Annotated in this window: 14 protein-coding genes; 10 read left to right on the top strand and 4 right to left on the bottom strand. The window is 66.1% G+C overall.

Features of this window, described 5'->3' with window-relative positions; all coding sequences use genetic code 11:
• Window positions 1-24: 24 nt before the first annotated feature.
• From ACEN9P_RS23950 to ACEN9P_RS23970, 5 genes are all read left to right on the top strand, one after another.
• On the top strand, window positions 25-273 hold the full coding sequence (locus tag ACEN9P_RS23950; protein WP_413330552.1) for a DUF1272 domain-containing protein: 249 nt from the start codon (window positions 25-27) through the stop codon (window positions 271-273).
• Complete coding sequence (locus tag ACEN9P_RS23955; RefSeq protein ID WP_477663035.1) at window positions 270-902, top strand: LysE family translocator; 633 nt, start codon at window positions 270-272, stop codon at window positions 900-902. The genes ACEN9P_RS23950 and ACEN9P_RS23955 overlap by 4 nt, the downstream gene beginning before the upstream one ends.
• A gap of 180 nt (window positions 903-1,082) precedes the next feature.
• The gene (locus tag ACEN9P_RS23960) at window positions 1,083-2,789 is read left to right on the top strand and encodes a PAS domain-containing hybrid sensor histidine kinase/response regulator (protein ID WP_495620678.1); all 1,707 of its coding nucleotides are present in this window, start codon (window positions 1,083-1,085) and stop codon (window positions 2,787-2,789) included.
• Window positions 2,786-3,265, top strand: coding sequence for a response regulator (locus ACEN9P_RS23965; RefSeq protein ID WP_413330555.1), 480 nt, complete (start codon window positions 2,786-2,788; stop codon window positions 3,263-3,265). The genes ACEN9P_RS23960 and ACEN9P_RS23965 overlap by 4 nt, the downstream gene beginning before the upstream one ends.
• Window positions 3,266-3,381: 116 nt before the next feature.
• The gene (locus ACEN9P_RS23970) at window positions 3,382-4,059 is read left to right on the top strand and encodes a phosphoribosyltransferase (RefSeq protein WP_477663032.1); all 678 of its coding nucleotides are present in this window, start codon (window positions 3,382-3,384) and stop codon (window positions 4,057-4,059) included.
• Here the strand turns inward: ACEN9P_RS23970 and ACEN9P_RS23975 are convergent.
• Genes ACEN9P_RS23975 through imuA form a run of 3 tightly spaced genes read right to left on the bottom strand, consistent with a single transcriptional unit; the run spans window position 4,053 to window position 9,476 of the window.
• Window positions 4,053-7,226 carry an error-prone DNA polymerase gene (locus tag ACEN9P_RS23975; protein WP_495620679.1) on the bottom strand — a complete coding sequence of 1,058 codons (3,174 nt, stop codon included), beginning with the start codon at window positions 7,224-7,226 and terminating at the stop codon, window positions 4,053-4,055. The two genes, ACEN9P_RS23970 and ACEN9P_RS23975, sit on opposite strands and share 7 nt — an antisense overlap.
• A gap of 11 nt (window positions 7,227-7,237) precedes the next feature.
• Entirely contained in the window at window positions 7,238-8,692 is a 1,455-nt protein-coding gene (locus tag ACEN9P_RS23980; protein WP_495620680.1) for a Y-family DNA polymerase, read from the bottom strand.
• On the bottom strand, window positions 8,652-9,476 hold the full coding sequence (imuA, locus tag ACEN9P_RS23985) for a translesion DNA synthesis-associated protein ImuA (RefSeq protein WP_495620681.1): 825 nt from the start codon (window positions 9,474-9,476) through the stop codon (window positions 8,652-8,654). The genes ACEN9P_RS23980 and imuA overlap by 41 nt, the downstream gene beginning before the upstream one ends.
• A 270-nt stretch (window positions 9,477-9,746) precedes the next feature.
• Between imuA and ACEN9P_RS23990 the strand changes: the two genes are divergently transcribed.
• The gene (locus ACEN9P_RS23990) at window positions 9,747-10,019 is read left to right on the top strand and encodes a hypothetical protein (RefSeq protein WP_007865292.1); all 273 of its coding nucleotides are present in this window, start codon (window positions 9,747-9,749) and stop codon (window positions 10,017-10,019) included.
• A 98-nt stretch (window positions 10,020-10,117) separates the two neighbouring features.
• Entirely contained in the window at window positions 10,118-10,378 is a 261-nt protein-coding gene (locus ACEN9P_RS23995; RefSeq protein ID WP_477663028.1) for a hypothetical protein, read from the top strand.
• A 36-nt stretch (window positions 10,379-10,414) separates the two neighbouring features.
• On the opposite strand, the gene ACEN9P_RS24000 is transcribed toward ACEN9P_RS23995, so the two are convergent.
• Complete coding sequence (locus tag ACEN9P_RS24000) at window positions 10,415-10,921, bottom strand: disulfide bond formation protein B (RefSeq protein ID WP_477715966.1); 507 nt, start codon at window positions 10,919-10,921, stop codon at window positions 10,415-10,417.
• A 233-nt stretch (window positions 10,922-11,154) separates the two neighbouring features.
• Here ACEN9P_RS24000 and ACEN9P_RS24005 point away from each other — a divergent pair, with 233 nt between their 5' ends.
• From ACEN9P_RS24005 to ACEN9P_RS24015, 3 genes are all read left to right on the top strand, one after another.
• Window positions 11,155-11,565, top strand: coding sequence for a VOC family protein (locus tag ACEN9P_RS24005; RefSeq protein ID WP_495622226.1), 411 nt, complete (start codon window positions 11,155-11,157; stop codon window positions 11,563-11,565).
• 47 nt (window positions 11,566-11,612) lie between these two features.
• Window positions 11,613-11,888: a DUF2277 domain-containing protein gene (locus ACEN9P_RS24010; RefSeq protein WP_477663026.1), complete on the top strand. Its 276-nt coding sequence runs from the start codon at window positions 11,613-11,615 to the stop codon at window positions 11,886-11,888.
• Between the two features lie 163 nt (window positions 11,889-12,051).
• The gene (locus ACEN9P_RS24015) at window positions 12,052-12,537 is read left to right on the top strand and encodes a low molecular weight protein tyrosine phosphatase family protein (protein ID WP_495620682.1); all 486 of its coding nucleotides are present in this window, start codon (window positions 12,052-12,054) and stop codon (window positions 12,535-12,537) included.
• Window positions 12,538-12,612: the final 75 nt, after the last annotated feature.

Genomic DNA, 12,612 nt, shown 5'->3' on the forward strand with positions numbered 1-12,612 from the left:
CCCCCCTTCACACAGGACTTCTCCATGCTCCAAATGCGCCCCAACTGCGAATGCTGCAACAAGGACTTGCCCAACGAGTCGGCCGAGGCACGCATCTGCACCTTTGAATGCACGTTTTGCGCCGACTGCGCCGACACCCGGCTCAAGGGCGTCTGCCCCAACTGCGGCGGCGGCTTCACCGTGCGGCCCAGCCGCCCCGAGCGCCTTCTCGCGAAATACCCGCCCTCGACCGAGCGCGTCTACAAGCCCCAAGGCTGCGGAGCCGCCGCATGAACACCACCACCTTGCTGCTGTTTTCCGTCGTCGCGCTGGTGGCCATCGCCACGCCCGGTCCCACGGTGCTGCTGGCGCTGGCCAACGGCTCGCGCTACGGCGTGCGCCGCTCCGTGCCCGGCATGCTGGGCGCGGTGGTTTCCGACTTTGTGCTGGTGGGCGCGGTGGCCCTGGGCCTGGGCGCGCTGCTGGCCGCCTCCGAGTTCTGGTTTTCGGTGCTCAAGTGGGCCGGCGCGGCCTACCTGGCCTGGCTGGGCCTGCGCCTGCTGCGCTCGCGCGGCGGCTTTGAGATCCCCCCCGAAGGCGCCACCGGCACGCAGCACGGCAGCCGCGCGATCTTCATGAAGTCCTTCCTGGTGGCGGTGACCAATCCCAAGGGCTACCTGTTCTGCTCGGCCCTGTTGCCGCAGTTCATAGACCCGGCCGCCGCCCAGGCGCCGCAGTACCTCGCGATTGCCCTGGTGTTCGCGGGCATCGATTTCTCCGTGATGTTCGCTTACGCCTTTGTGGGCGCGCGCGCGATACGCCTGCTCAAGGCCTCGGCCACGCGCTGGATGGACCGCGCCTGCGGCGGCGCGCTGCTGGCGCTGGCCGGCTCGCTGGCCTTCTACCGGCGGGCAAACAGCTAGCCATTGCGGGGCCCGGGCGGCCCCTATGTGCGCTGCCGAACAGACCGCTCAAGGCCCGAACCCTCATACTCCCGGAGTCTTTCCAAGGACTTCACCCCCTCCCCGGCCAGGATCCTGGACGCGCCGCCCCGCAGCCGGCGCCTCGCGGCATCGTCGTTACTTTCACAGAGAACATGGCCCATGTCACCCATTACCAGCCTGAGCGCCCTTGAGGCGCTCGCCAAAGCCGACGGCATAGAGGTCCGGCGCCAGGAAGCGCTGCTCAAAACCGGCGCGCTGCAGACCGCCATCCTGACGAGCGAAAACTTCTCCATCATCGCGACCGACGAAAAAGGCATCATCCAGCTCTTCAACGTCGGCGCCGAGCGCATGCTGGGCTATATGGCGGCCGAGGTCGTCAACAAGATCAACCCCAGTGACATCCACGACCCGCAGGAAGTGATGGCCAGGGCGCAGGCGCTGAGCCTGGAGCTCGCCACACCCATCACGCCGGGCTTTGAAGCCCTGGCCTTCAAGGCCTCGCGCGGCATTGAAGACATCTACGAACTGACCTACATCTGCAAGGACGGCAGCCGCTTTCCGGCCATCGTGTCCATCACCGCCTTGCGCGACGACTTCGGCACCATCATCGGCTACCTGCTGATAGGCACGGACAACTCGGTGCGCAAGCAGGTCGAGATCGCGCTGAACGAAGCCATGGCGGTGGCCGAGAAGGCCAACCTCGCCAAATCGGACTTCCTCTCCAGCATGAGCCACGAGCTGCGCACGCCGCTCAGCGCCATCCTGGGTTTCGCGCAGCTGATAGAGTCCGGCACGCCCGTGCCCACGCCTTCGCAAAAGCGCAGCGTGGACCAGATCCTGCAGGCCGGCTGGTACCTGCTGGACCTGATCAACGAGATCCTGGACCTGGCGCTGATCGAGTCCGGCAAACTGTCACTGTCGCTGGAGCCGGTGTCGCTGGCCGAAGTCATGCACGAATGCGAGACCATGATCGAGTCGCAGGCCGAAAAGCGCGGCATCAGCGTGAGCTTTCCGGCCTTCACCTCGCCCCTCTTTGTCAATGCGGACCGCACGCGGCTCAAGCAGGTGCTGATCAACCTGCTGACCAATGCCATCAAATACAACACCGAACGCGGCAAGGTGACGCTCAAGTGCGTCGACACCCCGCCCGGGCGCATACGCATCTGCGTGGAAGACACCGGCGAAGGCCTGATGCCCGAGAAGATAGAGCAGCTCTTCCAGCCCTTTAACCGCCTCGGGCAGGAAGCCAGCACCGAACAGGGCACGGGCATTGGCCTGGTCATGACCAAGCGGCTGGTCGAACTGATGGGCGGCGTGATCGGCGTGGAAAGCACGATCGGCAAGGGCAGCATGTTCTGGATCGAAATGAACGTCACCGCCGAGCAGAAATTTTCGCCGGAACTGCTCAATCTCGCGATCGGGCTTGCCGCGCCCGCGCCCGCGGACCCGCAAACCTGCACCGTGCTGTACGTCGAGGACAACCCCGCCAACCTGATGCTGGTGGAGGACCTGATCGCCAGGCGCCCGGACTTTCGCCTGCTGTCCGCGCGCGACGGTATCAGCGGCATCGCCATCGCCAAGGCCGCGCTGCCGGACTTCATCCTGATGGACATCAACCTTCCCGGCATCAGCGGCATCACGGCCATGAAAATCCTGTCGGAAGACCCTTTGACGAAACACATCCCGGTCGTGGCCCTCAGCGCCAATGCCATGCCCCGCGACATTGAAAAAGGCCTGCGGGCCGGCTTCTTTCGTTACCTCACCAAACCCATCAAGATCAACGAGTTCATGGAAACGCTGAACTTGATGCTCTCCCTGGCCAAAGCCAGGACCGACCGCCTCGCGGCCGGGGAAACCACGCCATGAACACCGAATTCGACATCCTCAATGCAAGTATCCTGGTCGTGGACGACCAGCCCGTGAACGTGCAGCTGCTCAGGCAACTGCTCGGCGAGACCGGTTACACCCGCGTCAGCGCCACCATGAACCCGCAGGAAGTCGCCGGGCTGCACGCTGAGCACCATTACGACCTGATCCTGCTGGACCTGAAAATGCCGGGCATGGACGGCTTCCAGGTCATGCAGGAACTCAAGAAGAACAGCCGCGACAACTACCTGCCCGTCATCGTGCTGACCGCGGAGCCGGCCCATAAGCTGCGCGCCCTGGAAACCGGCGCCAAGGACTTCATCAGCAAGCCCTTTGACCTGGTGGAAGTCAAGACGCGCATCCACAACATGCTGGAAGTGCGCCTGCTGTACAGAAAGCTCGCAAACTACAGCAAACTGCTGGAGCATGCCCTGCAGCAGGGCAGTGTGGAGACCGGCGAAGCACACCAGCGCTGAGCCGCCTCACGCCGGCGCCCTCTTGCGGGCCGCGGTATTCCCGCAGGAAAATAAAACCGTTCCGGCAAGGCGGCCGGGCCCGTTTTAGCGGCCTGAAAGCCTGCCGGAGCCTGCGTATGACGGACTTCGCACTGCCCTACCGTGACCGCGTCCATGCCGGGCGCCTGCTGGCTGGCGCCCTGACCTCTTATCGCGGCCGCCCCGGCCTGCTGGTGCTGGCCTTGCCGCGCGGCGGCGTGGCCGTGGGGCGCGAGGTGGCCCGGGAACTCGAAGCGCCGCTGGACGTCTTTGTGGTGCGCAAGCTCGGTTATCCGGGGCATGAGGAATACGCCATGGGTGCCATCGCCAGCGGCGGTGTGCGGGTGATGAACCCGCCGCCCGGCGCCGCGCCGCAGCCGCAGGCGGTGGCCGCCGTGCTGGCCCGGGAAGAAGCCGAGCTGGCGCGCCGTGAACAGCTTTACCGCCGGCAACGCCCGGCACCCGGCATCACGGGCCGCACGGTCATCGTGGTGGACGACGGCCTGGCCACAGGCGCCACCCTGCGCGCGGCCGTGCTGGCGATCCGGCAGCAGCAGCCGGCGCAGCTGGTGGTGGCCGTGCCGGTCGGTTCTGAACAAGGGTGCCAAGAGCTGGAAGACCAGGGCACGGAAGTCGTCTGCCCGGCCCGCCTGGAATATTTCGGCGCCGTGAGCCAGTGGTATGTGGACTTTCCCCAAGCCACGGACGAGGAGGTGTGCCGGTTGCTGGACGATGCGCACCGGGAACACACGCGGCAAGCCGGCCGGCCTCAATGAAAGTCGCGGCTGGAGGTGCCCAGCCGCCCCAGCAGCGGCGTCAGGTCTTCCAGCCGCCGCGCCACCAGGTTGCGCACCGCGCCATAGCCCTTGGCGGTGCCGCTCTCCTCGCTGCGCTGCCACACACCGTAGACCGCCAGCAGGCGTGAATGCAGCAGTTCGGCGCGCTGGGCTTCGCGCAGCGACTTCCAGACGATCACGTTGACCGGCCCGGTTTCGTCCTCCAGCGTGACGAAGATGGTGCCCTTGGCGGTTTGCGGCTGCTGGCGCACGGTGACGATGCCGCAGCCGGCCGCTTCCTCGCCGTCAGGCAGGGCATTGAGTTCGCTGGCGCTCAGCAAGCCCTTGCGCGCCAGCCGCTCGCGCAGCAGCGCGACCGGGTGGCGCCGCAGCGTGAGGCCGGTGGCCTGGTAATCGAACAGAATGTTTTCGCCCTCGGGTGTGTCGGGCAACGCCAGCGGGGTTTCATGCGTGGGCACGGACTTGAGCAGGCGCGGCGCCGGCTTGATGGCCGAGGCGTCCCACACCTGCTGGCGCCTGTGGCCCGACAGCGGCAGCAAGGCATCGGCGGCGGCCAGCGCGTTGATTTCCAGCGTGCCCAGTTGCGCGCGCGATACCAGGTCCTCGGTCGAGCTGAAAGGCGCTTGCGCCCGCGCCGCCACCAGGCGCAGGGCCGCGTCCTGGCGCAGGCCGGCCACCAGGCGCAGGCCCAGGCGCACCGCCGGCTGCGTGCCGGCCGGCAGCACACCGTCCGGCTCCAGCGTGCAGTCCCAGTGGCTGTGCATCACATCCACGGCGCGCACCTCCACGCCGTGGCGGATGGCGTCCTGCACCAGCTGCGAGGGTGTGTAAAAGCCCATGGGCTGAGAGTTGACCATGGCCGCCAGGAAACAGGCCGGCTCATGGCACTTGAACCAGCAGCTCACATAGACCAGCTTGGCGAAGCTGGCGGCATGGCTTTCGGGAAAACCGTAGTCGCCGAAGCCCAGGATCTGGCTGAAGATGCGCTCCGCAAACTCCGTGCTGTAGCCGTTCTTGACCATGGCCTGGACCAGGCGGCCGTGGAAACGCTCCACCCCGCCCTTGCGCTTCCAGGCCGCCATGGAGCGGCGCAGGTCGTCGGCCTCGCCGGGCGTGAAGTCGGCGGCGATCATCGCGATCTGCATCACCTGCTCCTGGAAAATCGGGATGCCCAGCGTGCGCTCCAGGGCCGGGTTGAGCGCCGGGTATTCGGGGGTGATGGTTTCGCCGCGCCTCTGGGCTTCGCGGTTCTTCAGGTAGGGGTGGACCATGCCGCCCTGGATGGGCCCGGGCCGGACAATGGCGACCTCGACCACCAGGTCGTAGTAGCTGCGCGGCTGCAGCCGCGGCAGCATGGACATCTGGGCGCGGCTCTCGATCTGGAACACGCCCACCGTGTCGGCCGCGCAGATCATGTCGTAGGTTTTCTCATCGGGTTTGACCTCATGCATCTGCAGCTGGGTGCCCCGGGTCTGGTTCACCAGCGCCAGGCAGCGCCGTATGGCCGACAGCATGCCCAGCGCCAGCACATCGACCTTGAGCAGGCCCATGGCCTCCAGGTCGTCCTTGTCCCACTGGATGATGCGGCGCTCCTCCATGGAGGCCGGCTGCACCGGCACCAGCCGCGTGAGCTTGCCCTGCGTGAGCACAAAGCCGCCCACATGCTGGCTCAGGTGGCGCGGAAAGCCGATCAGCTGCGCCGACAGGTCCAGCCACTGCAGCACCGGCGCTTCCCGGCCCGCCAGGCCGGCCTGGCGGATTTTTTCCCGCAGCACCTCGCTGCCGTCAAACCAGAAATGCTCCTTGGCGAACTGGTCTATCAGTTCGGGATCCATGGCCAGCGCCTTGCCGACGTCGCGGATCGCGCTGCGCGGGCGGTAGCTGATGATGGTGGCGGCAATCGCGGCGCGGTCGTGGCCGTACTTGCCGTAGATGTACTGGATGACCTCCTCGCGCCGCTCGTGCTCGAAGTCCACGTCGATGTCGGGCGGCTCGCGGCGCTCGCGGCTGATGAAGCGCTCGAACAGCAGCTTGCTTTCGGCCGGGTTGACGGCGGTGACGCCCAGGCAGAAACACACCACCGAATTGGCCGCCGAGCCGCGCCCCTGGCACAGGATGCCTTCCTGCCGCGCAAAGCGCACGATGTCGTGCACGGTGATGAAGAACATCTCGTATTCAAGTTCTTCGATCAGCGCCAGCTCAAAGCCCAGCTGCTTCCGGACCTTGCGCGGAATGCCCTGCGGATAACGTGTGTGGGCGCCTTGCCAGCTCAGCCGCCTGAGCCAACGCGCCGGCGTTTCGGCCGGCGGCACCATGTCGTCCCGGGGGTAGCGGTAGAGGTCGCGGATCTCGTCAAGGCTGAAGTTGCAGCGCGCGGCCACCACCAGCGTGGCACGCAGCAGCGCGGCCGGGTAAATGCCGGCCAGCCGCATGCGCGGGCGCAAATGCGCCTCGGCATTGGCCTGCAGCGCAAAGCCGCATTCGTGCACCGGCCGGCCCAGCTTGATGGCGGTCATCACGTCGTGCAGCGGCTTGCGCGAGCGCTTGTGCATCAGCACATTGCCGGCCGCCACCAGGCCTATGCCGGTGCGCGCCGCCACCTCCTGCAGCTGCTGCAGGCGCAGCGCGTCGTCCAGGCCCTGCTGCAGCTCAACGGCCAGCCAGGCGGCCGCGCCGAACAGCCGCAACGCCCAGTCGGCGTGCGCGCCCAGTGCCTGCACATGGATGGCATCCGGCAGGGGCGACAGCAGGATTTCACAATCGGCCAGCCGCGAAAAATCGGTCTCGGCCAGCGTGACGCGGTAGCTGCCCTTCTCGATCTCGTTGCCGGCGCGGCGCGCCTCGGTGATGAACTCGCAGAGGTTGCCCCAGCCCGCCGCGTTGTGGGGCAGCACCACCAGCCTGAAGGCATCAGCGGCCTGCACCAGGAACTCGGCCCCCGGCAGCAGCTTGAGCCCGTGGGCCCGGGCCGCCTCATGCGCCTTCACGACACCGGCGACCGAACATTCGTCGGTGACGGCCAGCGCCTTGTAACCCAGCTCGGCGGCCCGCTCGGCCAGCTCGTCGGCATGCGAGGCGCCGCGCTGGAAGCTGAAGTTGCTCAGGGCATGCAGCTCGGCGTAATCGGGCAGCGCGTGGGCGGACATGGCGGCTGGCCTCAGGCAAAAAAGCCGTGCAAATACCAGGCGCGCTGCCGTGCGCCCTCGGGCGTTGCGCCCAGGCGCTCGCTGTATATCCAGAGCAGGCCGCCCTGCTGGGTCCGGTAGATGAAGTAGTCGCGCAGCGCCCATGGCTTTGCGCTGAGGCCAGCGCCGCGCGCGGCCTCGCTGTCGGCCAGCAGCCACTCGGCGGCCTCCAGGCGCTGCGGCCCGGCCAGGCGGCGCAGCGGGCCCTGGTAGACCGGGTTGTTGCCGGCGGCGGCCAGCTTGACCGGCTCGGGCAGCAGCCAGGCCGGGTACAGGGCTTCGGTCCTGGCCTCCGCGGGCGGGTTGCCGGAAGCCGCCTTGGAGCCCTTTGAAGGCTTGCGGCCGGGCCGGGCAGGATGAAGCTGCGCGCTGATCGATGAAATCACGCCCCTGGCCGGCACCCAGCGCTGCATCAGCTCCGGCCTGTGGTCGGCGCAAGGCTGCCAGGCCCGCACCCGCGCATCGCCCAGGCGGGCGCTCAGGCGCTCGACCAGTTCCACCACGCCGTCGCCCTGCCGGCGTGCCTCCATCAGCAGGCTGCCGGTGGCGGCGGCCGCATCGGCCAGCAGTTCGGTGGCCAGCGATTGCAAAGTCAGGCTGTGCACCGGCGCCGGCAGCTTTTGCTGCGCCAGGTGTTCCGATATCAGGCGCGCCACGTGGCGCAAATCCTGTGCGGGCTGGGCCGTGCGCACTTCGAGCTCGCCGGTGGGCGGCACGTCGCGGCGCTTGTCCAGGTGCCAGGTGATTTTCAGGGCGCTGAGCCCGCTCTGCCGGCCCAGCAGCCAGGCGTGCAGTTGCACCAGCAGCCGTTCCACGCCGGCCATCAGCGCGGGGGCGTGGGTCACCAGCGCGTTGAGTTCGAGCTTTTCCTCGAAGTGCTCGGGCAGCAGCAGCCATTCATAGTCGTCGGGCGCGCTGCCGCGGGCGCGATCCAGCGCCTGCAGCAGTTCCGCGCCGAAACGCCGCGCCATGCCGTCGCGCGGCAGGCGCAGCAGGTCGTCCCAGGTGCGGCAACCTATGCGCTCGAGCACGCCCAGGTGCGGGCGGGCGGCCGTCAGCGTGTGCATGGGCAGCTCGGCCACACGTTTTTTGACGGCGGCCCCACCCTCGCCCAGCACACGCAAGCGGCCCAGCGCGATCAGGGAAGTCGCGCCCTGCGCGCGCCGGACTTCGGCTTGCAATCCGTTCTCGCCAAAAAAAGCCTCCAGCCGCTGCGCCAGCAGCTGCATCAGCCGCGCCAGCCCGCCAAAGAGGCGCAGGCTGCCCGTCACGTCCATCAGCACCGCTTCGTCGACCTGCGCCACGCGCGGCGTCAGGCCCAGCGCCAGGCTGGCCGCCACCTGCTGCAGCATGGCGGCATCCATGGGGCAAGCCGGCTGGCCCGCCTCAGTGGTGGTCGAGATGCGCAATGCGATCCAGCAACGCATGGATGGGACTCTGGGGTGAACTGAGGGGAAGCGCCACGCGCGACGGCAGCAGCAGGGGCGCCAGGACGCCGGCTTCCTCGCGCTGGCGCCGCGCCCTTTCGCGGCTGGCCGCCAGCAGCGCGGCCAGCCGGGCCGGCCGGGTGTCCAGCAGCAGCGGCGCGGCCAGCGGCGGGCCACGCCGCTTGAACACATCGACCCGCAAGCTGCCCGCTTCATGGGCCGAGCCCTCCAGCCGCACACGCAGCGGCGCGGGCGAGGATTCCTGCTGCGCCCGCAGGGGCCGGAACACAAACAGCAGCTTGTGGTGCGCATGGGCGGCGATCTGCAGGCGGCGCAGGTGCGCGCTGCGCGCATCGGGCAGCCAGGCCAGCACGCTGTGCACGTCGGCGCATTGCAGGGCCTCGCGCGTGGCCCACAGCAGCGAGGGTGCATCGCCGGGCCGGCCGTCTATGCTGAGCAGGCGCCGCATGTCCAGCGCCCGCGCGCCCAGCGCCGGGCCGAAAGGCAGCCAGGGCGCACCCACCAGCACCGTCAATTCGCGGGCCTGGGCCTGCAGGGCCGCCAGCGCCGGCGCCACCAGGCCCCATTCATGCACGCCGGCCTGGGGCTGCAAGAGCTCGATCAAGGCCCCCCGCGGCCAGCCGCCGCCGGGCAGCACGGCGTCCAGCGCCGCATAGCCCGTGGCGACGGTTTGCACACTCGCGCCGCCCAACTCGCCGGCGCGCCAGATATGGGCATTGGCGAAGTCCGGCAAGGCGCGGGCTGCGGGGGTTGGCGAAAGCATGGCGGGAGGTTCAAATCGGGATAAATACTGTATTTATGTACAGTATATCGATGCCGCCCTTGGCCGCAATCCCTTGGCCCTTTAAAAGCCTCACCCATGCAAGAAGCGCCATCAGCGCGCTCTTGCCATCCCGGAGGCGGCCGGGGCCCAAAAAACGGAGGAAGGCGTAATGCCCTGTAATGGCGCCTCCTCCACGGCGCCCGTACATTGGCGCCTCCTCCGCCTGCAAGCAGGCCGGGAAAGATTTTTCAACCCTGAAGGAGAAGAAACATGGCCACCAACATCACCGTGAACATTTCGGGCGGATCGGACAAGGAAAACGTCACGGCCGCCACATTGGCCAACAAGCGGTGGGGAGAGAACGGCACGGCGCGGTTTGGCCAGGCCCAGCAAGTCAACGCCGGCGGCACCACCCTCACGATCTACAAGACAACGGCGCCCCGCCAGCTGTCCATCGCCGTGGACGTGACCGACAACGGCGACTTCACCTTGAACGTGCAGGTGAACCAGAACGACATGACGGTTTCCCAGAGCGGGGTGTAATCCCCCGTAATGGCTTTGCCAGGACCGCCCCCGTAAATTGGCTTCACCCTCTTGAACAGCACGAGGGCAATTTTTTGCCAACACCCCAAGGAGGAAATATGGCCAACGTCAGTGTGAATATCGTAGGCGGAACGGATCAGGAGAACGTGACGGCGGTGACTGTGGGAGCGCAGCGCTGGGGAGTCAATGGCGTTCCATTCGGCCAGGTGCAAGTGGTCCCTGAGGGCTACCAGCTCCTGACGGTCTACAAGACCACCGATCCGACACAGATTTCCATCACGGTCCAGGTGCGCGACCCGGGCAACAACACCTTGAACGTGACCGTGAACCAGGACAACATCCGCGTCGTGGATGCCTGAACAGCAGAGATCCCGGCTTGGCGCGTGCAGCAGAACTTACCGCCTGCGCGCCAGGCGGGCCATCAGCAGCAGCCCCACCAGCGCAATCACCACAAAGCAGACAAACGACCAGTTGGCAATCGAGCCGCCCAGAAAGGTCCAGTCGATCTTGGTGCAGTCGCCGCTGCCCTTGAAGATCATGGGGATCGCGCGCTTCAGGGGGAAGGTCTCGATCATTCCGTAAAAATCGCGGCCGCAGGAAGCGATCTCCGGCGGGTACCACTGCAGAAAACTCTGGCGTGCCGCCACGAATGCGCCGAAACCGGCCAGCAGCACCATCAGGCCCGAGCCGGCCATCAAAAGGCCGCGGCTTTTGGCAATGGCCGTCACGCCCGCCACCAGCGCCACCAGCACCAGCGCATAGCGTTGCACGATGCACATGGGGCAAGGCTCCAGCCCGACCACATGCTGCAGGTAAAGGCCAAAAGCCAGCATGGCCACACAGGCCGCGGCCACCAGCACCAGCACACGGCGCGGCATGGCGTCGAAATAGGTCAAAAACATCAGGGTCCCTCTTTTTTCTGGGTGGATTATGAATGGTCCAGGGGTTCGGGCGTCTGGAGCGGCATAAGTTCCCGACTGCAATTCATGGAGCGCAGTTTTTTCGCCCTCTTTCAAGCGCACAGGCCAGCATTTGTCCTACAGCTGGGCTGTTGCGACGGACGTAGATTTTCAGGATCATCCACTTTTGCAAGCCGCGGCAGGCGGTTTGCCACAACAACAGAAAGGACCCCATGATGGAATTCCACCGCGGCCGCCTCGTCGACCACATCCATCTGCGCGCCCATGACCTGGCAGCCAGCAAGCGCTTTTACCGCGCCGTGCTGCAGTCTTTGGGCAAGGAAGGCGCCATCCAGGAAGCCGACAGCCATTTTTCCGCCGACGAACTCTGGATAGACCAGGCCGACGGCGCAAGCTCCCACGTCCACCTGGCTTTCCAGGCGAAGGACCGGGCCGCCGTCAAAGCCTTTTATGAAGCGGCGCTGGCCGCGGGCGGCACCGACAACGGCGCGCCGGGCGAGCGAAAATACCACTCGGGCTACTATGGCGCCTTTGTGCTGGACCCGGACGGCAACAACATCGAGGCGGTCTACCATGGGCCTTTTGTGGCCTCGGCCGAGTCGGTGGTGATCAAGCCCGCCGGCTAGGCAGAGCCTGGGATTTCGACGCGAAGCCTTCGCCTCAAGGAGCCGGCATGTGCCGCAACATCAAGACCTTGTTCAATTTCGAGCCGCCGGCCACCGAGCTGGAAATCCGTGACGCCTCGCTGCAGTTTGTGAGAAAGCTCAGCGGCTTCAACGTGCCGTCCAAGGCCAATGAGGCCGCGTTCGAGCGCGCTGTCGAAGAAGTGGCGGCCTCGGCGCGGGTGCTGATCCGCTCGCTGGTGACCCATGCCGAGCCGCGCAACCGCGAAGTCGAGGCTGAACGGGCGCGCGCCAGGTCGGCACTGAGGTTCGGAGCCAATCAGTAGAGAATGAGTTCTTCAAGCCGTCCGTCTTCGGCACTGGAATAAATACCTGCCGACATGACAGGGCTATCACGATGCGACTCGGGCTTGCTTTTGGGTTCACCCAAGGCTCATTGCTTCATTCAAAGACTGATATAAATCAGGTCCACACAAGTATGAAGCGCATATGACGACCAAAGACGATTGGCCCAGGGAGAAACGCTGGAAGGACCTGTACATCCGGTCAACGAAAGTTGCACGCGCAGAGCAACTGGACCTCGATTACCCCCGCACGACGGAAAAGCAACTTGTGCAGAAAGAGGAGACCGCCCGCAGCGCTGAACGCCTGAAAGTTCTGTTCGTGTGCAGCCGTAACCAATGGAGAAGCCCGACGGCAGAGCAGCTCTGGCGCAAACACCCGCAACTGCTAACCCGCTCCGGTGGTACCAGCCCCAATGCGCGCCATACCGTTTCAGCAGAAGACATCCGGTGGTCCGACGTGATCCTCGTCATGGAAGAAAAACACAAGTCAAGGTTGACTGCAGAGTTCACCAGGCTATTGAATGACAAGACCGTGCATGTTCTTGATATCCCTGACGACTACAAATTCATGGACAAGGAACTGATAGAAATGCTGGAGCAGTGCGTGCCCAGCATACTTGGCCTCGAGTAATCAACCCGTTCGTTGCACGGTACGCTACCGTCATGGGAATGCACTGCAAGGCCTAAGGCTTTCGTCGAGCGAACC

The sequence above is a fragment of the Polaromonas sp. Polasp52 genome, assembly GCF_059491565.1.